Here is a 20,971-nt window from a genome sequence, read left to right as displayed (position 1 = left end):
TTACCTTACGAAATCACGTCGAAGGCACCATCACCAATGTAGGCGAACTGGCTCCAAGCTTTATGAATTGGCACATGGCCTGATACAACAGCTGGTAAAGCGACCTGAATTACACCTTTTTGATCAGCCGGTAAATTTTTCCCACCCACGATTGGGTGGCAATGTGTGTAATGATTACGGCTACTATGGCTATAATGAACCCCGCATACTTTTGCAGCCTCGCCTGCTTTAAGCCCGTTACACCATGCCCCATTCGGAACAACACCACGAATATGCTTTACGATTGCGCCAATTGTTATTTCAGTTGGTCTTCTTACATATTGATACATAATGTATGAGTCTAAATGGCTACTCTCGCCACCACGATTAGGCGAGTATTCCAGCTCCCAAATATTAAAGTTCTGTGCAAACCATTTAGTATCTGAATTGATCGCTTGTAAAAACTCTCTTGCAAGGGGCGTACGTTGGTCACGCTCAACACCGGTTTCGACTTTCTCAAGTAACGTTGCCTTTGTTACATAACCACCGGCCCAAGCTTCAGGGAAAGTACCTGCTTGGTTAGCAACCAAAGCCTGATTTTTTGTCAATCTGAAGTGCGATTGACGCTCCTCATATGAGTTGAGAAGTGCATCTGCTGATGCTAGATGGCTATCCACCTTAGTTTTTGTCTCGGCCACAGCCGAGTTCAATTTATTTGTGATCTCACTGATCTGATTATCAACCGTTGCCGTCAAACCTTCTGTGGCTTCAACGACTCGAGTTATATCCTGTTCTAATGACATTAAATATCTCCGCTAAAAACAAAAAAGCCCACCTAAGGTGGGCAAAAGCACTGTCAAAATTAATTAGTCATGAAATTTAGGATAACGCGCCTGCACAGCCTTTCGAGCGAACAGCCATGCTTGTTTGGCTTCATTTGCCTCAGGGCTTTGCTCACCGAATTCAGCTTGGGCTGCCAAATATTTGAATGCAAGACCATCACTTTGCTGTTGATAGCCAAGAATGCGCGCAGCCTGACACTGTGCTTGCTGTTGCAAAAGTTTTGCCTCTTGCATCAATTTCAGAGCTTCTTCAGCGAGCGTCAGTGCACGCAAGTTATCTTCTTTTTTCATAGACCTTCCTTACAAAATTCCTTTGTCAATTAATGCAAACTTTTGTTTTAAGTGACGATACATATTCATAATTTGAGAACGTGCCATTTTGGCAAGCTCCGGCGCAATTAAGATATTAAAATCCACGCCTTTGTCGATAATCGTAATTGCATCGCCTGGCACACCAGTCAAAGTCAGATCAAAAGCCAACAGTAAATCAATGTCATTTGACTTATAGGCGATTGGCTCACCTGCCGAGTAAACAGCAAATAGTACATGGCGAACTTGGCCATTTACTTCTTCTTCAGTATAAAAACCAACCTCATTTACAAAGAAGCCGTCTCCAGCAACCTTGGAGTCGTCTCGAACAGTTAAATGTAGTTGCTTTTGATCTTCAAAATACTCCGCATGGTCGATATCTAGACGATACTTTTCATCTTTTAGATTTGTGGTATTTTCATCAACTTGATGAACACCAGATCCTATTCCAATTTTTGTGATCTTGGCTTTAAAACCTTTTTGCTGTGCTCTGAACACAGCAGCAAGCCCCGCTGAGGTGATCACCGGCTGTAAAATCGTGCTCACTATTGCACTCCTTGTTTTCGAAATGTTTAAGTTGCAGTAACTGCATTTAGGTACAAACGACGCACGGTCGTTTGCTTTGCACTTTTCGAGATTGCACCTGCCATCTGACAGCTAAACTCTATAAAGCGCGAAGGCATTGTTTGTTCACTGCGGATGTACGTTCTGACAACCTGTCCTGAGCCAGTTGATAGTGCAGCACCAAAACCTAATTTTGCGCGAGCACTCAAGCTGCGTACATTCGCAGTACTCACACGCTGGCGACTAATCAAAGGCACTTGTTTTCGAATGACAAGGGCGCACCCTGGCTGAGATTTCGCGGTAATTTTGCGCTCAGATGAAGATGCAGCATAGTGGCGGGAAGCGGCTGTGCGATGCCCAGAGATGGCACCTGCGAGTGAGAGTGTATTACTGCCAGCACGACGCTTCTCATGTGGCATAACTTTGGCATAAACACGACTACTCGCAAATCCATGTGCAGAGCTCGCTGCAACGGCTTGCGAAGACATTTTCATACCAACTAAAAAATCAAAATGAGCCCGCTGTGGTTTTGTCTGGTTCGTAACTCGATAAATCGTGTCATAGAGTTTCTGATCCAGTACCACGGCGCGGCTTGTATACGGTACAGCATTTGCCCAAGCAATAAACGTAAATGTATGTGGTTCACCACTGTGATGAGGCGCTAGATAAACGTCATCAATATCATCAAACCATTCAAAAAACTCAATTTCCAGTCCCAGTGATGCTAAGGCACGCTTTACTGCACCAACGGTCCCTTTATGTTTGTGGATTGATACCGAGCTTGCAATCATGGCCCGTTTCGTTTCGACAGACCATGATTCATCCCATTCATCAACAGAGAGTGCCCATGCCAACCAAGGCAACAGACCTTCTGGGCAAGTCAATGGGTCCCACTGAGAACCTATACTCTGAGGGATCACTTGGTTAGAATTAAACTCCTCTCGACTTAACGTTAGGCTTTGTTCTAATTCCCTTTCCAGCTTTGTGCTATTTATTGGCAGTAACGATGTTTGCTTCATCTTTTATGCCTCTTCTGGAAAAGCGATATCAAGTGTCAATCGATAAGCTTGGTTTACAGTTGGCTGCAAATCTTCTGTCGGCGTTAAAAGTTTTACTTTTCTAACCCCAGGCTGGTGAAGCGCATCAATAATGCCTGAATGCGGTACTTCTGTGCCAAGCTTAAAGTGGTTCTCAATAAACTTATCAAGCGCTTGTAATATGGTAAGTTCAACCTGCGCTTTATTAGCACCTACACTCAAATATACTTGAGCAGACAAAGGGACTAAAGTCGGCATTACCCACTGAACCACAACTTTATCCGTAATCGGTCTGATATCTTCATCATTTAGCCGTGCTTCTATGTCTGCTTTTACCTCATTAGCCTGGGCTTCGCTCATTGTATCTAGCAATGCGTAAACATTAACTCGCCCTGGTTGCTCTGAGTCTACATACACATCATGTACCAAACTATTCGCGGAAAAAGTATGAAATTCGTAGGCACCGCGAGTACCTGCCATGCTGTAACTTTCTAAAGACATTGGGATGCGCTGGCGATAGCGTTCATCCTCTTCGATACCATCACGCTCAATACCAAATAGTGCGCCTAAGTGATCTAAATCATTTCCTCTAGCAAACGCTAACATCACAGACTTGGCAGCATCATTAATACGCTGTCGCAGTAAAAGTTCTCGGTAGGCAGCTAATTCCAGTAATTTAATGGCTGGATCTGAAGCTAATAGAGCATGATCAGGAATTTTCTCCAACAATGCTTGCTCAATTTGTTGATATATCTCCTCATAACTAAGCGCTTCAATAACCTGAGGAGGTGGCAATTTCGCTAATTCTATTGCAGTACTCAAAACTCGTCTCCTTGTTAAATTTTTTGCACACGAACGCACACTCGGCCCTGTCTGTCAGTGCCGACTATCTTCAGTGCTTAATTACAAAGGTGGAAAAATGGAGGCTCAGTAAAAGGTTTTACAGGCCATTACGTTTGGCGCTTAACAGGGCGTCAAGCTTTGCATCAATGGAGTCCAAACGTTTCTCTATGCGCTTTTGGTCTTCTTTTCGGATTTGTTTTAAATGAGCAAGCTCCTGCTTATTGGATGTAATGCGTTTATCCAAATCATTCAGATACAAAATTCCAGATACCACCAAAGCTATCGTAGTTAAAATATGGGCTAAATTTAACTCCTTTTTCATTTGCCAATTATCAGGCTGTCTCACTTAGCGACTCCTTTTATCTTCTCAATCGTTCTCAAACCTGCTAAACCTAGCATGCCCAAGGTCAATTCAAGCATCACATCAAGTGGTAACTCTGGTGCGCCATATTGCGGTAAAATCCATTGCAATACAGGGTTAATTACAAATGCAAATAAAAACCCCAAACCACAAACCCACATTAAAAAAGGTCTTGCACCCGCGACAAATGCGCTGCGATGGCTGGCTTGGACAGAATTAATTTGCGCCTGAATTTCACTTTGCTTTGTTAGCAAACGCGCCTTTAATACTTGCTGTTCCAACACCTCTTCTTCGCTTGTGTACAAATCGTCAATTATATTGCCAACAATTTGTAATGGTTCGCGCACGTTACTTGCAAATAAGCTGGTAAACCAACTCATGACTGCCACTCTCCACTTAGCATTTGTTGCGCTAGCTCCTGCGCTCTATTTGGCACTTGTTTAGCCCAGCGACTGTCTAACATCTCTAAGGCAGCTTCCTCAAACTTGCCTTGTTCAACATGCCCCAACATCCTTTTAAAGCCCATCACGCCCTGCAATCCGATATTAAAGGCCATATTAGTCAGTACAGCCAATCGCGCTTCGTTGCAATGACTTACATTAATACGGCGCTTCACCCCAGCTAACGCATTCTGCACATCTTGAGCAAGCAAGTATTCAGCTTCTTCTTGGTCAACACCTTTGTTATCCAAGTTTCTGCCATACCCAATGGTAAGTTTGCCACCAGTACAGTAATATGGGTAGCGCCGATACCCCTCATGCTTTTTTATTTGCTCCACTGTATTCATAATCGACATTTATTTTCCTATTCTAATAACTAAGCTCCAGCATTAACGCTCTTTCAGCTTTGATTAGCCAAAACTCTGCCGAACGTTTGGTATCAAAGCCAAGCATCTTTGCTGCTTGAGTAAGATCCATATCCAACAAATATTTGGCCCGTATTGCACGTATACACTCTGGTCGCAGCTTAGCTATTAACTGCCCGATTAATTCAATTTCTTCAGGGACGCTCATCATATCGCTAGAAAAATAATTGCTTCGTCCACCGCCTGCTTGTTCAGTTACGGCTTGACGACTAAACCCTTTACCAAGCTCACGTTGACGCCAAAACTTACCCCAGCGTCTAAGTGCACTTCTAATTTGTTTAATGGTTATCTGAGTTGCTATCATTTAGCTTTCCTATTACTTCTAAAATATCTAATGAGTAAACATCTTCTACTAAGCCAACTACGTCGTTCCATTTAGGGCTGTATTCCTTATTTTCCCAACGCCTCAATGTGCGTTCTTCAATTCCGTAGCTTGCTGCTGACTCTGCTTGAGTGTATCCACGTAAACGTCTTGCAAAACGGAGTATCTCTGCTCCAAGCGGAGCTCGTCTTTGTTTAAAAATCCTATTTGGTGAGTAACTTAACTGCGCCATAGCTTTCCTTACCGAGTTTTCCAGATGAGCTTATGATTATTTTTATTGCTATTTAATTGATATTTTCCGTCTAAAAAGGTTCGCAAATAACCTCGTCAATGAGGCTATTAAAAAATTCTTTCTGATTAAAATGATGAGGTTTTTAATTATTAAGGTACGTTGAATCACGAGGTGGATTACTACTCCCCTCTTCGATTTGTAAATAAATTTGCTGAAGAGTTCATTCTATAAAGTGTAACAACTTTATTTCATAGCTTTGCTGAGCATAGGTAAATAATACCGTTTTTCTGGAATTAAAACAGGTCAAAAATGCCCTAAGAACAAGGGTGTAAGATAAATAAGGAATTGAGAGGTCAATTTAGGTCCAAAGCTAAACAGTTACAATTAGCTGTATCAGCATTCTAATTTCCGCCACAACCCTTTCCAATAAAGGAACACGCTTCGCACAAATAGTACACAGTGACTTAAGTAAAGTCGGCACAAGTGAGTCACGATATCTCCCTTGCTACGTTGAATGCTTATTAAGTTGTAACTACAATAGCGGAAATTAAAAAATTAGTTGGACTATATAGATGGCTCAATATATTTATACTATGTCGCGGGTGAGCAAGGTTGTTCCACCTAAGCGCACAATTCTAAAAGATATCTCTTTGTGTTTTTTCCCAGGCGCAAAAATAGGCGTTCTTGGTCTAAACGGTGCCGGTAAATCTACTTTACTTCGTATTATGGCTGGCGTGGACACTGAGTTTGAAGGTGAAGCACGCCCTCAACCAGGCACTAAAATTGGCTATTTACCTCAAGAACCAGTACTTGACGAAAGTAAAACGGTACGAGAAACCATTGAAGAGGCTGTCAGCGAAGTTAAAATGGCTCTTACACGTCTAGATGAAGTATATGCAGAATATGCGATGGATGGCGCTGACTTTGACGCGTTAGCTAAAGAGCAAGGTGAACTCGAAGCAATTATTCAAGCACATGACGGCCACAACCTAGACAATGCACTAGAGCGCGCTGCTGACGCACTGCGTTTGCCTGAATGGGATGCAAAAATTGAACACCTATCTGGTGGTGAGAGACGTCGTGTTGCCATATGTCGCTTATTGCTTGAAAAACCAGACATGCTGCTACTAGATGAACCAACCAACCACTTAGATGCAGAATCAGTGGCTTGGTTAGAGCGCTTCTTACATGATTACGAAGGTACTGTGGTTGCGATTACCCACGACCGTTACTTCTTAGACAACGTCGCGGGCTGGATCCTAGAGCTTGACCGAGGCCATGGTATTCCATGGGAAGGTAATTATACATCTTGGCTAGAACAAAAAGATGCGCGACTTAAGCAAGAAGAAAAGTCAGAAAAAGCACGTCAAAAGTCGATTGAGAAAGAGCTTGAATGGGTGCGTTCAAACCCTAAAGGCCGCCAAGCAAAATCAAAAGCGCGTATGGCGCAATTTACTGAGCTTCAACAGTCTGATTACCAAAAGCGTAATGAAACTAATGAATTATTTATCCCACCGGGTCCTCGTCTGGGAGATCAAGTCATTGAAGTGACTAACCTTAAGAAAGGGTTTGGTGACCGAGTTTTAATTGATGACTTGAGCTTCTCAATGCCAAAAGGCGCTATTGTGGGTATCATCGGTGCCAACGGTGCGGGTAAATCAACACTATTTAGAATGTTAAGTGGCGAAGAGCAACCAGATAGTGGTGAAATCAAACTTGGTGATACCGTTGAACTTGCTACGGTAGAGCAGTTCCGCGACAATATGGATGACAGTAATACAGTTTTCCAAGAAATTTCTGATGGTCAAGATAACCTAAAAATAGGCAATTTTGAAATTCCTAGCCGCGCTTACGTGGGGCGCTTTAATTTCAAAGGCAATGACCAGCAAAAATTTGTTAAAGAGCTTTCGGGTGGTGAGCGCAACCGCCTACATTTAGCTAAACTGCTTAAAGCGGGTGGTAACGTAATCCTACTGGATGAGCCAACCAATGACCTAGATGTAGAAACATTGCGTGCACTTGAGAATGCAATTTTAGAGTTTCCTGGGTGTGTTATGTGTATTTCGCACGACCGTTGGTTCCTTGACCGTATCGCGACACATATTTTAGATTATCGTGACGAAGGTCAAATTAACTTCTTTGATGGTAACTATACTGAATACGAAGAGTGGTTGAAGAAAACGTACGGCGCAGAAGCAGCTGAACCTAAGCGTATCAAATACAAAAAGATTGGTTAATTTAATGCCAAACTAAATTTGAAGCCCTGAACCTGTTCAGGGCTTTTTTATATCTGGTTAGTCTGTAAAAAAATGACTAAACTTTAGATAACGAAATGACGAGATCCCTTTATGAAAGAACGCAGAAAATTTTCCCGAGTCCTATTCTCAAACCAAGCATCATTAATGACGACAACTGGGGACTATAATTGCGAAATTATTGACTTGTCATTAAATGGTGCACTGATCACCTTGCCAATTGGGTTAACGCCACTCAAAGGACAACCCGCGAGTCTAAAGTTCAACTTGCCCGGTAGCGAGGTAGAAATATGTATGGAAGTAGAAATTCGACACATCGAAGAAGCACACCTAGGGTTGCACTGTGCGCAAATCGACCTAGACAGCGTAACTCACTTAAAACGATTAATTGAATTAAACATCGGTGATGATGATATACTCCACCGTGAGTTAGAGAATTTAACACTTCACGAATAATTTAAAGGGACGCTCGATGTTACTGGAATCTCTGCAAGGATTTATTCCTTTTATCGCCTATTTCACTCTGGGTTATCTACTCATTCTGACCTTTTTATTTGTCTACACTAAGGTTACACCCCACTGTGAGTGGCAGTTGGTCAAAGACAATAACCCGTCAGCAGCTGCGGCTTTTTGTGGCACGCTAATCGGGTTTACCCTCCCAGTAGCCAGTGCTGCTGTTAACGCAGTCTCCCTCATTGACTTTGCATTGTGGGGTGTGATCGCAGGCATAATGCAGTTAGTGACATTCTTTTTAGTGCGTTTATATATGCCGTTACTTTCGCAAAAGATTGAAAGCAACCACATTGGCGCAGGTCTGTTTTTAGGTGGCGCGTCACTGGCAACAGGGATCTTAAATGCTGCCTGCATGACATATTAAGGAGCCGATATGAAACGCAGCAAGCATATTAAGCTCACCTTAATGATGGGTGCCAGTGCAGGTCTAGTAGGGTGTGGCGACAGTGATGAGTCAGCATTGCTGTTTAAAAACATTGATGAATGTACCTCCTTTGGCGTTGAAGAAGACGCCTGTCAATTTCAATATGAACAAGCACAAAATAGGCACCTTTCTGAAGCCCCTAAATATGCCACAGAGCAGCTCTGTGAAAGCGATTTTGGCTATGAACAATGTGATAACAACGGCGGAATATGGCGGCCGTTAATGGCAGGGTTTATGGTCGCAGCGATAGCTGAAGCTGTCGACGAAGGCCTTGATGCCATGAAAAAACGCAAGCGAAAAAAAGCGGCATTTTTAAGCGGTAAATACTATTCAGGAGCAAAGCCTTTATATCGTAGTAAGGATGATTACTTCAAGTATCGTAATGCTCAAAATGCGATTGTTGCTAGCACAAGCGCAGCCGGAACAACCAAAGTAAGCGCTTCAGCTATTAATTATAGGGCCAAACCAAACAAGGTGGTCACGAGGACGAAAAGCCGAGGCGGCTTTGGTCGCAGCGCCAGTAGTCGAAGTTGGGGAGGGTAACCAGCCCTTTCTACTTTTAGAGCACACAAAACCCGAAGTCTGACGGCAGTATTCAAATGATAAAAGTCCCCATCAATGAACGTCCAAACTGGCGGACACAAGCCCAAGAAATTGGGTTTAGATTTCACACCATGCATGGACAACCCTACTGGGATGAGCGAGCTTATTATCAGTTTTCTCTCAAACAAATAGAGCAAGGTATAGAAGCACCTACCGTAGAACTGCATCAAATGTTATTACACGTGGTAGACAAAGTTTGTAATGACGATGCCTTAATGCAACGTTTTGCTATCCCTGAACCTTTTTGGCATATGATAAGACGCTCTTGGCTGAGGCGAGACCCGCATTTATATGGCCGCTTTGATCTTTGTTATGACGGTCGTCACAATGCCAAATTACTTGAGGCTAATTACGATACGCCGACCTCTTTATTCGAGTCAGCCTATTGGCAGTGGATATGGCTTGAACAACAAGTCAGTGCAGGATTGCTGCCCAAACACACAGACCAATTTAATAGCATACAAGAACAGTTAATTGCTCGCTTTCGACATTTACACAAACTAAATCGTTCTAAGAGCTTACATTTTAGCTGCTGTAAGGACACTATCGAAGACAAGGGGACCATTGATTATTTAAAAAGTTGTGCCATTGAGGCTGGTATCCGTAGCAAGTTTGTATATATCGAAGATATTGGAATAGATACCCATCGCCAATTTACTGACTTAGACGATACTTCAATTAGCTGGTGTTTTAAATTATACCCTTGGGAGTTTATGTTTGAGGATGAATATGCATACGCATTGGCTGACAGTAAAACAACTTGGTTAGAGCCATCTTGGAAAGCGCTGTTGTCGAATAAAGCAATATTACCACTGCTGTGGCAGCATTTTCCAAACCACCCTCACCTATTACCAGCGTATTTCTCCGATCAAAAACATCAATTATCAACTCGTCAGGGCATTGTTAAAAAGCCTATTTTTTCTCGAGAAGGTGCGAATATTGAAATCCGTCAAGATAATCAAGTCATTGCGCAATCTTCAGGGAGTTATGGTGAAGAGGGGTTTGTTTATCAAGCATATAGTCCGCTACCTAAATTCGAAGATGAATATCTCGTGGTTGGAAGCTGGGTTGTAGGAGACGAGCCCGCGGGTATGGGTTTAAGAGCAGACAAAAGCTTAATTACACAAGATTTAAGCCGTTTTATTCCACACATTATCTTAGGTTAGTCAGCACCACTAGAATAAAAAAGCAGCCCGATGGCTGCTTTTTTTAAGATTTTTTCTGATAAATAATGCCTGGATTACACCGCAACATTTCAAAGTCGTCGCTTAAACCAGCCATAGACTCCGATGCTCCCAAAAATAGATACCCATTTGGGTTTAACGCCTGAGCAAACTGCGAAATTATTTTAGCTTTCACTTCTGGTGAGAAGTAGATAAGTACATTGCGACAAAAAATCACGTCGAACTTACCCAATAATGCGTATGAATCAAGTAAATTCAAATGTCTGAAATTCACCATTTTACGAATAGGATCGACAACTTTTGCCATACCATTGCCGCTATCCATAAAGAATTTTTTTCGTCTTTCAGGCGACAAACCTCGCGCAAGTGCAAGTGCATCATATTCTGCATTCTTACACATATCGAGCATGGTATTAGAAATATCGGTTCCCACTACCTGTGCACCCATTTTCAGTGCACCAGGATTTAAGGACTGGTACTCACTTGTCGACATCGCTATAGAATACGGTTCCTGACCAGAAGAACTAGCAGCAGACCATATTTTAACTGGCCGACGCAAGTCTTTAAATTCAGGGTAAATTTTCTTTTTTAGCAATTCGAACGGATATTGATCGCGAAACCATAGTGTTTCATTCGTTGTCATTGCATCAACAACTGCAGCTCGCAGTTGGCGCTCATGTGGGCTCAGAGTTTTGCTCACCAATGAAGAAAGAGACTCTACATTGAATCGAGACATCAGAGGCGCAAGCCGACTCTTCACCAAATATAGCTTGTTATCACCAAGCACTATCCCGCACTGCTGTTCTAAAAAAGTGCGAAATTGATCGTACTCGCTTTGCTCAAGATGTTTATTTTCCAAAGTTATACCGCCACTTATTAATCACAATGAACCCATTTTTTTACAGCAGATGCCAGTTCATCAGGGTTAAATTTAGCGATAAAGTCGTCTGCACCGACTTTTTCAATCATAGCCTGATTAAACACACCACTGAGAGAAGTATGTAATATAACATGTAAAGGTGCTAATTTTGGATCGGCTTTAATTTCAGCCGTTAGGGTATACCCATCCATTTCTGGCATTTCAACGTCAGAAATCAAAAGCCCAACACGCTCAGTGATGTCATTTTGACAGTCTACTTCAGCGATCTCTTTTAATCGTATGAGTGCCTCTTTACCATTTTTGGCCAGCTCGGTCTGCACACCAAGCGGTTCAAGCGCTCGCTTGACTTGGTTTCTAGCTACCGCAGAGTCGTCTGCAATAAACACGATACGCTCACCGAGGTCTTTTTGCATCTCACCATCGGCAACAATGTCTTCACTGACTTCTGTGTTAATTGGGCAAATCTCATTTAAGATTTTCTCAACATCGAGTATCTCGACTAATTCTTCTTCGATTTCTGTCACAGCAGTCACATAAGAGTAACGACCCGCGCCAGATGGCGGAGGCATAATGCGCTCCCAATTCATATTTACAATGCGCTCTACCGCGCCCACCAAAAACCCCTGAACCGAGCGGTTATATTCAGCAATAATAACAAAGCAATTTTTAATATCTTCGATTGGCGGACCGCCTACAGCGAGAGACATGTCAATAACTGAAATAGTTTGCCCACGAATGTGTGCAACCCCTCTTACATACGAATTAGATTTTGGCATAGCCGTAAGAGGTGGACATTGGAGTACTTCTCTTACTTTAAAAACATTGATACCGAAGCGTTGGCGACCTTTCAAACGAAAGAGTAATAGTTCAAGTCGGTTTTGACCCACCAACTGAGTTCGTTGGTTAACTGAGTCTAAAATACCTGCCATTTCATTCTCCTACTCAAAATACAGCTTATCGGAACAATGTTTGCTTGTTAATTAGCATTCAAAGTTGCCCTTGAAGCGGTGAAGCAATTCACGCAAAATCTTTATACCTTGTTTCACCCCATAAGCATAGTCGAAACATCATGAGTTTGTTAAAAAATACAGTTGCAGTTCAATTCTTTCTTATTTTGGCATATTTTTTAGCCATGTCATCCGCTTATGCTCAGACCTATCAGTCAGAGCAAATTCAGGAACTCGCAATAAAGTATGTAGAAAAGCATGCGATTCAAGAGTCTAAAGGAGAAACGAATATTAGCGCACTCCCACTAGACTCTCGTCTTCCTAATAGGCAATGTGCACGCCCCCTAAAAGTATCTAGCAAAACACGCCCGCCGTTTGCGCGTCAAGTAACCGTACAAGTCCGTTGTGATAGCAGAGAGAAGTGGGTACAATTTGTGCATGTGAAAATTGAAGTACTATTTCCTGTTATAGTCAGTTCACAGCAGTTAGACAAAGGTGTTGTGCTACAAGCGGAAGATCTCAAAATCGCGATGCGACCAAAACATTTTGTACGGGCATCAAATATCGATGACATTTCAATGTTGATTGGCAGTAAAACAAAACGTCGCATTCAAGCTGACAAAGCAATCAACATGAGACATATATGTATGGTCTGCAAAGGAGATACCGTTATAATTTTGGCTGGTAATGAACACTTCGCCATCAAAACGCAAGGAATAGCCCTGCAAGACGGCAACTTAGGTGAACAAATCCGAGTTAAAAACACAAAATCAGGAAAAACTATACGAGCACGTGTAAAAGATGTTGATTCCGTAGCGGTCAATATTTAAAATTTTTGCTAAAGTAAATAAAGGAACGGTCGATATAAAGACTGAATCAACTTTTTTAATGGGTCAGAATCATGGTTAATAACATTAACGGTCAGAATCAGCCGAACAATGTTGCTAATAATGTTAAGCAACAACGTGCTGAATTGCAAAGAAATGATGCAAATAATCCTGCAACTAAACCTGCCGCCCAACAGAAAGCAGCAGCAGACTCTGTAAGCTTGACGCCTCAAGCACAGCAACTTAAAGGTTTGCAAGAAAAAGCACAGCAAGCACCTGCATTCGACAATAAAAAGGTCGAAGAGCTGAAAAAAGCCATTGCTGAGGGCAAATATCAAGTCGATGCAGAAAAATTAGCCAAAAATATAGCCGCATTTGAATTCGATTTATATGGATAACACGACCGAGCTGTGTATACAGCAATTAAATGCTCAAATCGCCTCATTGGAAGCTTTGACCCAGCTTCTTGATGAGGAGTTGACTGTTCTCAGCTCAAGAAACGGTGATGGTTTAAAAGAAATCGCTCGGCAAAAGATTACCTACCTTAATACGATTCAAAAAACTGACAAAAGTTTGTCTTCATTTCCGGCTGAGCTTTTCAAAGACCCAGACGTAGTTCCGCTTACTGAAGAAATCAACAAGCTTTTGTACAAGTGCAAAAACCAAAATGAAGTTAACGCTAAAGCCGCGCATTTGGCAAATATGACAGTCCGAGAATTGAAAGAAATTCTGATAGGGACACCAACTTCAACTACATATACAGAAGAAGGGAGTGTGGTAGAAAATGTCGGTGAGCTTGTGAAGAACTTAAAAGCTTAGCGATAAAACGTCTATACAATCTACGCAAAAGCACGCATTTTAACTAGCGTGCTTTTTTGTGCCGGTAGATGCTCTTTGCCGAGCAAAGATTAGTAGTAGGTTACTCGTTGAATTTTCTTAGGTTTAACTTGGCCTATATAAAGATCGTAGACAGTCTTCATATCCAACTCTAGCTCTGTTGTATAAATGTCTCCAACCGCATAAGATTTCAATACTCTAGCACCGCGGATCACACCTTGTACTTGGCTTCTCAAGCCATCATTTTGGGCAATGACCCCTCTTACGGTTGTCGATGCATTAAGCTGGTGGCCATATACTTGCTCTGCCAGTTCTCGGTAAGCCTCTAACTTAGAGACCTTAATAGCCATCAGCATTTTTTCGCTGTCAGTTGCCCCTGGCTGAGCATCCAGCGGCGCATAACCAATTGCTTTTAAAACAGGGTAGCTATCGGGCTGTACATAACTATACTCTACATGTTTGTCGATAATTGAACTACACCCAGCAAGGCCAAGCACAAAACTTGCAGCAAGCACTTTGCCGATTTGATAAAACTTTCGCATTTGCTACCGACTCCTAATAAAACCAATTAATGTCCACTAAAGCACATGCACAAATTGAGCCAACACTATTGGCATAAGACTTGCGTTAACAACGTTAGATAGATTTTTGATATGGTAATTGCTCAATGAACAAATTAAGTTGTATAGCGCTTGTTACAAGTGCACTCAGTCTTCCTTGTAAAGCTGAGTGGTTTGAAGTTACGGGTTATGCCAATGCCTACACCTCCGACAGAGCAGCCGCCAGACAAGAGGCTGTGCAAGATGCTATTACACAAGCGTTGATATTCTCTGGTGCAACCGTATCTAGTGTACAAACTTTAGCTGACGGTGTGTTAGCGCAAGATCATATCAAAATCAAAAGTCATGGCGAGATCCAAGAGATTAATCTCGTATCTGAAAACACCAAAGATGGAGTCATGAGCGTAACGCTGCATTTGGATATTTTTCCAAAACAGCAAAAGTGCCCTGAAGAGTCATTCAGTAAACAAATTACCGTCACTCAAAGTCAGCTTATTCAACCTCACCAAGCTCGGTTAGGTCAAATTTTTGACATCCACAAGTCTTCGAGTGAGCGTTTGTATCAAACTCTTATGCAAAGAAATATGACCGTTAAACCCATTCCCTTCATAGATAAGAGCCTTAATGTCAGAGCGTTTTTTTCGCAAAATTTTGATTATGACAAGCAATTAATCGAAAGCTTAACAGCAACGAGCAATAGCCAATATGTTTTACTCAGTCAGATCACAGATCTCGCCAGTACGCAGCAGCTCAATAGCGATTATGCATTTTGGCAAGACGACGAGTATGTGCGCAGTTTCAAAATAGACTTTGTTGCATTTGACGCCCTCACCAAAGACAAGGTGTGGCAGCAACACTACAGTGTGACAGGTATTTGGCCGTTCGAGAAAACTAAAATCATCGACGTTTACAGTGACACCTTCTGGCATACCGACTATGGCAAGCGTATTCAAAGCGTGTTTAATAGCCTAGCTCAAGATTTAGACCAAGCTTTTGCATGCATGCCCACCAAAGGAAAAATTCTCCACAAAGACCAAGATCAGCTTGTGATAAACCTTGGCAGAGCACATGGTATTAAAGAAGGACAAGTCTTGAGTGTGGCACATCGCAGTGACGTGGCAGGAGAAAGAAACCAGTTTTTCTCACGCAGTATTCAAACAATAAATCGAGTTAAAGTGACACAGGTTAATGCGCAAAATGCCATTGCGCAAAATATTCAAAACCGCCCAATGAACAATATTCAAGTCAATGACATCGTCGAGTTGATTATCACGCCGCCAGAAGACTTTGCTTTGTAGTTTGGCTGGCACATTGCATTGCATGCGAGGGTGAATTATTTATGTCGTGTTGAATGGCGTCCCCGGTAGGAATCGAACCTACATCAAAGCCTTAGGAGGGCCCCGTTTTATCCATTAAACTACGGAGACAAGCTGAATCGCCTTTGTCTTAATATATATAACAGCTTAAGATACTAAAACACAAGCATATTTTATTTCCCCTTTCCTCTTTTTATATATCGTAAACACAAATCATCAAAGAGGAAGAAAAGCGCTTAGCCTGCGCCTTTTTAGACTTAGCTTGAAGTAACAAATGGGGGGAGGTGCGCACCAATCATTGTTTGTGAACACCTAACCTGAATTAGTATGTTGACGTCGCGTGAGGACCCAGAATAAAGTAAGGGATCATCACATTACTGCTAGCAACGACCAAACGATTATCAAAATCTAGAAGTCTTGTATTCACTTCCACACCTTTGTCTCGGTAAATCATGGTACCTGTTAATACATGACTAGGAGCTGGCTTTTTAGGTAACTGTTTAGCGTTTCTCGACAAAATAAAGTCACCATTGGTGGTAACAGCTATCCCTCGATGGGATTTAAAATCAAGTGCAGGATAACCCATTTTTTGGAACTGATGGATCATGGATTCTGCCAACTGATTACCAAGCTGATTACTGCGGCGCAGGCTGTTATCAAAACTAACAAAACTCGTAATCGCCACCGCACTGGGTGAAATACCAGACAATGAATCAGAGAGCTCTAATGCTATTTGGCCAGCATAGTTTGCTATTTGCTTATTATGCGTGTAGCTAATAAAACCACGATCCTTGTACTCAATATCTGATAGTGTATCAAGCTCACGCGAAAGCTGTGTTAATTGCCGTGCCTGTTGGGTCGCACTAGACTCAGCTTGCTGCTTCGGCACAATTTGCGTATGTGTAGACGATTCACATCCGCTTAGTACAGCAAGGCAACTAAATATTAAGCCACGTCGTTTCATAGTCATTACCTACTCGCTCGTTCTAACCGAATACCATCATGGCCAATACCGTCTCTTAGCGCGTTAACAACAGCTTGGGGTAAAAAGCCTTGCGCGGTTCCAACCACGGCCTTACTTTTAACACCGACAATTCGAGCATTGACCAAAACGCCGCCCTGATGGTTAGCCAGTGTCCCCGCGAGCACATAATTGAATGTATGTTCATCAGATAGCTCTAAGAAGTCTCGACTAAAAATAAAGTCCCCTTCTTTGGTCACTCGCATAAAATCAGTCGTTTTAAAATCGACAACCGGTACTCCAAAGTTATGTAGCTCATGTATAAAGCTCTCCGAAAGCTGGTTGCCCAGCAAAGAGCCATAGTTATAATCTTCGTCTAGGAATACGAAAGTAGCCACTGCAATGGGTGTACGATCATTTACGTAACGCACGTTACTGATCATGTCTTGCATTAAGTTCTGCACATAGTGTGTGACATTGCGGCTCGCCATTTGCTGCGAAACGGTCATACCATGCATGCCGCCAGGATGAGCTTGGAATTGGCTCTCAGGTGTAGCAAACGCGTTTTTCTCAACCATAATGGCACTGCGGTTACTTCGGTCATCTTCGGTAAGCGTGCAACCAAACAAAAGCGGTAAAATAAGCCCGAATGCGTACTGTTTCATATTTATCTCCGTCAATATTGGCCGCGATGAAGTAAGCCATCACGCATTTGCACCTGCTCTTCTCCCCATAAAGTGGACTTAGGCAAGCTTATAGACGCAGCTGACATCGTTTTATTATTTACCATGTCAACCAAGCGTGCATGTATCGTATAAGAATTGAAGCTCTCGCTGACAGTACCGGTTAACACCAAGTCAAATTTATGTCGCTCTTTGAGCTTATCTATATCACGGCTAAGTATGTTATCGGCATCGTCCGACAAACTTATAGCTTTTTGCATGCGAAATTCGACAACCTGTAAACCCATCTGTGTCATATAGGTAATAAAGCTCTCTTGAATTTGATTACTCAGACCCTCACCTTGACTGTGCACCGTATCCATACCGAGCTTACTGTCTTTATAAAAACTCGTTACCGCAACTGATGATCCAGGCTTTAAGGGTTTACTGTACTGACTCAATTGAGTAGCTAATTCACCCACATAACTATGCACTGTGCGTGCGGGTGGTGTATTTTTTGCTGTAGGTTGATTACTTTGATTCATGAGCAGACTAGAACTACATCCCGTCATCAAGCCAACCAACACCAATAATAAAATACGCATATTCTGCACCTCTCATTCAATAGTTCAGGAAATGCAAAAATCGAACCAAGTTATCATATCCATAATGATATTATTTGGGCGGCATCGATTTTAGCTAGTATTGCTTGAGTGCTCACATTTAATAGTTAATTGGCACCTCTTCCACTTCACACTTTATTTTTTCTCGCTTAAATGTCAGGCAAGCTTTTGCCGCTTTTCCTTCATGCTCATAAAATGAAAAGCCCAGTAAGTAATCCTCGCTGTATCTGTCATACATATAAAAAGGTTTAGATTGGAACAACCCAGGTGACTTTTTGGCTAACATCAAAGCGTAAGTTTTTAAAATGGGCAGAGAATTAAACCGGCCACCACTGGCCACAATGCGCTTGCGTTGCTTTAACTGCTCAACGGTTAAGTCGACTTCCAGCAAGACATCTCCTTCGTTGGAGAGCTGTACTGCAACTTTGTCTCTTTGTGTAAACTCATCATCTAATTGCTGCTTCACGCGTGCTTCATAGAGTCCCGGCCGGATATTGCTAAGTACATAATATCCATCAAATGCTGACTTAGCCTGTGCAACAACTCTATTATCTTTATCAACTAGCTCTATTGTCGCGTAAGCTAGTGGTGAGCTGCTACCATCTTGATGTTTTTTGTAGGTAATCCCTTCTAGCTCTCCTGCATGCACAACTGGGTACTCTAAATATGTAATGAGTCCCCGACGCGGAGTCACTGAGCGACCATCATGTGCCGGTATATAAAATGGGTCTGGCAAAGTATCGATATCCAATCGAATATCGGTTCTGCGCTCTAGCGGCATGTTAGAGAGCAGCGCAATGCCATTATCATCGGTGCGTGCTTGGCCAAAACTTTGTACTGATTTAACTCTCACGCCCTTTAAAACTTCATCATTATTATCAAATACCGCATTGTTGTTATGATCTAAGAACACTTTAACAACTACCGAGCCTGTACTCGCGAGGCGTTTATCTGTAAAAAGCAGCACGTCACTCGTATTGGGGTAACCTAAACTAAACTGAGTTGCAAAACCAAGTTGCCACTCGTCATTTTGCTGATAATTTAAATCTCCAGTTAAGCGTAATCTGTCATTGTGCCAACTAAGCCCTACTCCTAGTTCATAGCCATCATGTAACAGCGACTTTGTATACCCCAACTCCACATCAAGATCAGGTTGAATTGACTGGCTTATTTGTATTTGATAATCAGTGAGTTTCCGAGTCGGCTCTAACTGATAGCCTATGTTAAAACGACCATACGCTCGCCCCAAGCGCCCCTGCCAGCGCAAACCACCAAATAGTTCAGTTTCGTCTTTTGAGTCATGTCTAAGATAATTAAGTTGATTACTGAATGTGCCAACTCTTGTCGCCATTGCCAGCAAGTTTGTCGCCATAAAACGACTTTGCTGCTGTGTTCTATGCCAATTTAACGTATTTTGATAATTTAATCGCACAGAGCCATAACTATAAAGTTGCCCTGAAGCGCGTAAGTACACCTCTTGTGAGCGTGTCCTAGATGTACTTTGTGGTGTTAATAATCGATTTTGGTCATTAAAAGTCATGCTCAGAGATTGACCATTCACCTCTGTTCTACTCTGAAGCTGGGTTAACTGATTGCTCTGTTGGTCTCGGCTCAAATCTACATTAAATAGTCCTTTACTCCACATATCAAAACTGACACCCGTTGACAGTTGATATTGGTTAACCTGACTTTCTAAACCGTAGCGTACACCGGAGTAAATGGCTACATGCTCACTTAAGCCATAATCATAACGAGATAGTAGATTCCAACCCGATGAAGGCGCATTGACGAGCTTATCGTTGAGTAAAGTTCTGCCAGTATCCACTATCGACGTGTCAAAATAGTGCTCACCCGCTTTTATCGCATTGCCTGTCACATAATACGAGCGAACATCATGTGCAACTTGCCCTTGTGGTCCATACATTCGTATTTCAAATGCATTGCTACCAAAATACAACTCAATGTTTCTAAAGTCATACAGCCCCGATTGAATGTTCAACTGCTGCGCAATCATCAGTCCATTGTGGTAAAGCTCAACATCCCAGCCTACTTGCACAACACCACTGATCCTCACGGTTTGACTATCAACCTCTTTATACACTGGCCTGTTTGTAACTCGCGCTCCCCGCGCATGAGTCGCCTGGTAATCTCTGCCAATCTGAGTTCCTATGACATCACCAAACTCAATCTGCGTGACTTCTAGCGGCCCCCATTTAAAAACTTCAGAATAAGAGCGACTGGCCTGCAGTCGACTTTGGTTTGCTAGATCTTGCTCACTACCTCGCACAAAATAACTTGTGCTCCAATAGGCGATATCCTGACTGCCTTGAACAACATAATCAAATGTCGTATCGTCGTTCGTTGCTTTAATTCCGAGTTGAAAATCCAGTAGTGGTGCACTCCACTTTTGATAAGGACTCGACTGCCACGGCAACACCGGTAATGGGGGAGCATTTTTCATAGAGAAAATACGACTTTTTCGCGCTAGACGCTGCTCAATAGGCAACTCTTGCGCACTAAATACCTGAATTCTTAAATCCGTATAGTTGATAGTGAACTTGAGATTAAACCACGATGCTAATAAATTTGCATCGACGTAGGTTTCATCTTCAAGTTGACGCCACTGGTGGTCATGAAAGTGCTCAACACGCCCGGCTACATCGGTTCGCTGTTTTTCTAAATCTAGTGAAAAATACTGTTTTGGGTCTATGAACCAACCCTCATAATTGGTTGAAGTCGCGGTGTTTTTTGCAGAAATAGCAAAGTCCAAACTGGAAAACAAGCTTTGTAACTCAATGGCAACACCCTGCTCAGTTTTAATAGCAAACACTTCTGCTATATATGTTTCATTGATATAAAGAGATAAAAGCAGGTCTTCATCTACCGCAATTCGCGCTCCACCCGCATGTACCACACCTGCTTTAAATGCCGCCGGCGCAGCACGAAGTTCAGTCACTCTACCAGCGAGAAAACTAGCCAATATCAACCAAACAAATACAGTATAAAAGTCACGCAATACTGTCAC

The 20,971-nt window shown here is 42.4% G+C and carries 26 protein-coding genes and 1 tRNA gene; 9 read left to right on the top strand and 18 right to left on the bottom strand.

The features are described from left to right. Nucleotides 1-5 precede the first annotated feature (5 nt). From N480_RS10035 to N480_RS09990, 10 genes are all read right to left on the bottom strand, one after another. A complete protein-coding gene (locus tag N480_RS10035; RefSeq protein WP_063372367.1) occupies nt 6-782 on the bottom strand; it encodes a hypothetical protein in 777 nt (258 codons plus the stop codon). Nucleotides 783-845: 63 nt separating this feature from the next. Next, on the bottom strand, nt 846-1,112 hold the full coding sequence (locus N480_RS10030) for a hypothetical protein (RefSeq protein ID WP_063372366.1): 267 nt from the start codon (nt 1,110-1,112) through the stop codon (nt 846-848). 9 nt (nt 1,113-1,121) lie between these two features. Further along, nucleotides 1,122-1,676 (bottom strand): phage tail protein, encoded by a 555-nt coding sequence (locus tag N480_RS10025; protein WP_063372365.1) that lies wholly within the window; start codon nt 1,674-1,676, stop codon nt 1,122-1,124. A 26-nt stretch (nt 1,677-1,702) separates the two neighbouring features. Beyond that, on the bottom strand, nt 1,703-2,713 hold the full coding sequence (locus tag N480_RS10020; protein WP_063372364.1) for a phage tail protein I: 1,011 nt from the start codon (nt 2,711-2,713) through the stop codon (nt 1,703-1,705). 3 nt (nt 2,714-2,716) lie between these two features. Continuing rightward, on the bottom strand, nt 2,717-3,553 hold the full coding sequence (locus N480_RS10015; protein ID WP_063372363.1) for a baseplate assembly protein: 837 nt from the start codon (nt 3,551-3,553) through the stop codon (nt 2,717-2,719). 118 nt (nt 3,554-3,671) lie between these two features. Beyond that, nucleotides 3,672-3,920, bottom strand: coding sequence for a hypothetical protein (locus N480_RS10010; protein WP_142050168.1), 249 nt, complete (start codon nt 3,918-3,920; stop codon nt 3,672-3,674). Next, complete coding sequence (locus tag N480_RS10005; RefSeq protein ID WP_063372362.1) at nt 3,917-4,315, bottom strand: 3TM-type holin; 399 nt, start codon at nt 4,313-4,315, stop codon at nt 3,917-3,919. The genes N480_RS10010 and N480_RS10005 overlap by 4 nt, the downstream gene beginning before the upstream one ends. Continuing rightward, nucleotides 4,312-4,731 carry a glycoside hydrolase family protein gene (locus N480_RS10000; protein ID WP_063372361.1) on the bottom strand — a complete coding sequence of 140 codons (420 nt, stop codon included), beginning with the start codon at nt 4,729-4,731 and terminating at the stop codon, nt 4,312-4,314. Before N480_RS10000 ends, N480_RS10005 begins: the two co-directional genes overlap by 4 nt. A 13-nt stretch (nt 4,732-4,744) precedes the next feature. Next, the gene (locus N480_RS09995) at nt 4,745-5,104 is read right to left on the bottom strand and encodes a hypothetical protein (RefSeq protein ID WP_063372360.1); all 360 of its coding nucleotides are present in this window, start codon (nt 5,102-5,104) and stop codon (nt 4,745-4,747) included. Continuing rightward, on the bottom strand, nt 5,079-5,354 hold the full coding sequence (locus N480_RS09990) for a helix-turn-helix domain-containing protein (protein WP_063372359.1): 276 nt from the start codon (nt 5,352-5,354) through the stop codon (nt 5,079-5,081). Before N480_RS09990 ends, N480_RS09995 begins: the two co-directional genes overlap by 26 nt. A 572-nt stretch (nt 5,355-5,926) precedes the next feature. Between N480_RS09990 and ettA the strand changes: the two genes are divergently transcribed. The 5 genes from ettA to N480_RS09965 all read left to right on the top strand — a co-directional run bounded on the left by ettA (nt 5,927) and on the right by N480_RS09965 (nt 10,315). After that, the gene (gene ettA, locus N480_RS09985) at nt 5,927-7,591 is read left to right on the top strand and encodes an energy-dependent translational throttle protein EttA (RefSeq protein ID WP_063372358.1); all 1,665 of its coding nucleotides are present in this window, start codon (nt 5,927-5,929) and stop codon (nt 7,589-7,591) included. Between the two features lie 111 nt (nt 7,592-7,702). Continuing rightward, the gene (locus N480_RS09980) at nt 7,703-8,065 is read left to right on the top strand and encodes a PilZ domain-containing protein (protein ID WP_063372357.1); all 363 of its coding nucleotides are present in this window, start codon (nt 7,703-7,705) and stop codon (nt 8,063-8,065) included. A 16-nt stretch (nt 8,066-8,081) separates the two neighbouring features. Next, nucleotides 8,082-8,486 (top strand): DUF350 domain-containing protein, encoded by a 405-nt coding sequence (locus N480_RS09975; RefSeq protein WP_063372356.1) that lies wholly within the window; start codon nt 8,082-8,084, stop codon nt 8,484-8,486. 9 nt (nt 8,487-8,495) lie between these two features. Beyond that, entirely contained in the window at nt 8,496-9,089 is a 594-nt protein-coding gene (locus tag N480_RS09970) for a DUF1190 domain-containing protein (protein WP_063372355.1), read from the top strand. A gap of 56 nt (nt 9,090-9,145) precedes the next feature. Then, nucleotides 9,146-10,315: a glutathionylspermidine synthase family protein gene (locus N480_RS09965; protein ID WP_063372354.1), complete on the top strand. Its 1,170-nt coding sequence runs from the start codon at nt 9,146-9,148 to the stop codon at nt 10,313-10,315. A 43-nt stretch (nt 10,316-10,358) separates the two neighbouring features. On the opposite strand, the gene N480_RS09960 is transcribed toward N480_RS09965, so the two are convergent. Both N480_RS09960 and N480_RS09955 read right to left on the bottom strand, forming a co-directional pair. After that, the gene (locus tag N480_RS09960; RefSeq protein WP_063372353.1) at nt 10,359-11,192 is read right to left on the bottom strand and encodes a CheR family methyltransferase; all 834 of its coding nucleotides are present in this window, start codon (nt 11,190-11,192) and stop codon (nt 10,359-10,361) included. Nucleotides 11,193-11,209: 17 nt separating this feature from the next. Then, nucleotides 11,210-12,142 (bottom strand): chemotaxis protein CheV, encoded by a 933-nt coding sequence (locus N480_RS09955; RefSeq protein WP_063372352.1) that lies wholly within the window; start codon nt 12,140-12,142, stop codon nt 11,210-11,212. A gap of 140 nt (nt 12,143-12,282) precedes the next feature. On the opposite strand from N480_RS09955, the gene flgA reads away from it, so the two are divergent. The 3 genes from flgA (at nt 12,283) to flgN (ending at nt 13,806) form a co-directional block, all read left to right on the top strand. Continuing rightward, nucleotides 12,283-12,990, top strand: a complete 708-nt coding sequence (gene flgA, locus N480_RS09950) for a flagellar basal body P-ring formation chaperone FlgA (protein ID WP_063372351.1) — start codon at nt 12,283-12,285, stop codon at nt 12,988-12,990. Between the two features lie 71 nt (nt 12,991-13,061). Continuing rightward, a complete protein-coding gene (flgM, locus tag N480_RS09945) occupies nt 13,062-13,385 on the top strand; it encodes a flagellar biosynthesis anti-sigma factor FlgM (protein ID WP_063372350.1) in 324 nt (107 codons plus the stop codon). After that, on the top strand, nt 13,378-13,806 hold the full coding sequence (gene flgN, locus N480_RS09940; protein ID WP_063372349.1) for a flagellar export chaperone FlgN: 429 nt from the start codon (nt 13,378-13,380) through the stop codon (nt 13,804-13,806). The genes flgM and flgN overlap by 8 nt, the downstream gene beginning before the upstream one ends. A gap of 89 nt (nt 13,807-13,895) precedes the next feature. Here flgN and N480_RS09935 read toward each other — a convergent pair whose 3' ends face one another. Continuing rightward, on the bottom strand, nt 13,896-14,366 hold the full coding sequence (locus N480_RS09935) for an LPP20 family lipoprotein (protein ID WP_063372348.1): 471 nt from the start codon (nt 14,364-14,366) through the stop codon (nt 13,896-13,898). A 125-nt stretch (nt 14,367-14,491) separates the two neighbouring features. Here N480_RS09935 and N480_RS09930 point away from each other — a divergent pair, with 125 nt between their 5' ends. Next, nucleotides 14,492-15,682: a flagellar assembly protein T N-terminal domain-containing protein gene (locus N480_RS09930; protein ID WP_063372347.1), complete on the top strand. Its 1,191-nt coding sequence runs from the start codon at nt 14,492-14,494 to the stop codon at nt 15,680-15,682. A 54-nt stretch (nt 15,683-15,736) separates the two neighbouring features. Here the strand turns inward: N480_RS09930 and N480_RS09925 are convergent. The 5 genes from N480_RS09925 to N480_RS09905 form a co-directional block, all read right to left on the bottom strand. After that, nucleotides 15,737-15,811, bottom strand: a tRNA-Arg gene (locus N480_RS09925). A gap of 211 nt (nt 15,812-16,022) precedes the next feature. Continuing rightward, nucleotides 16,023-16,664, bottom strand: coding sequence for a FlgO family outer membrane protein (locus N480_RS09920; RefSeq protein ID WP_063372346.1), 642 nt, complete (start codon nt 16,662-16,664; stop codon nt 16,023-16,025). A gap of 5 nt (nt 16,665-16,669) precedes the next feature. Further along, nucleotides 16,670-17,326: a FlgO family outer membrane protein gene (locus tag N480_RS09915; RefSeq protein ID WP_063372345.1), complete on the bottom strand. Its 657-nt coding sequence runs from the start codon at nt 17,324-17,326 to the stop codon at nt 16,670-16,672. Between the two features lie 11 nt (nt 17,327-17,337). After that, a complete protein-coding gene (locus N480_RS09910; RefSeq protein ID WP_063372344.1) occupies nt 17,338-17,928 on the bottom strand; it encodes a FlgO family outer membrane protein in 591 nt (196 codons plus the stop codon). 118 nt (nt 17,929-18,046) lie between these two features. After that, nucleotides 18,047-20,962 carry a hypothetical protein gene (locus N480_RS09905; RefSeq protein ID WP_063372343.1) on the bottom strand — a complete coding sequence of 972 codons (2,916 nt, stop codon included), beginning with the start codon at nt 20,960-20,962 and terminating at the stop codon, nt 18,047-18,049. Nucleotides 20,963-20,971 lie beyond the last annotated feature (9 nt).

Source organism: Pseudoalteromonas luteoviolacea S2607, from assembly GCF_001625575.1.
Taxonomy (GTDB): domain Bacteria; phylum Pseudomonadota; class Gammaproteobacteria; order Enterobacterales; family Alteromonadaceae; genus Pseudoalteromonas; species Pseudoalteromonas luteoviolacea_E.
Note: the sequence above shows the minus strand (reverse complement) of the source record. Positions and strands in the feature narration are given on the sequence as shown.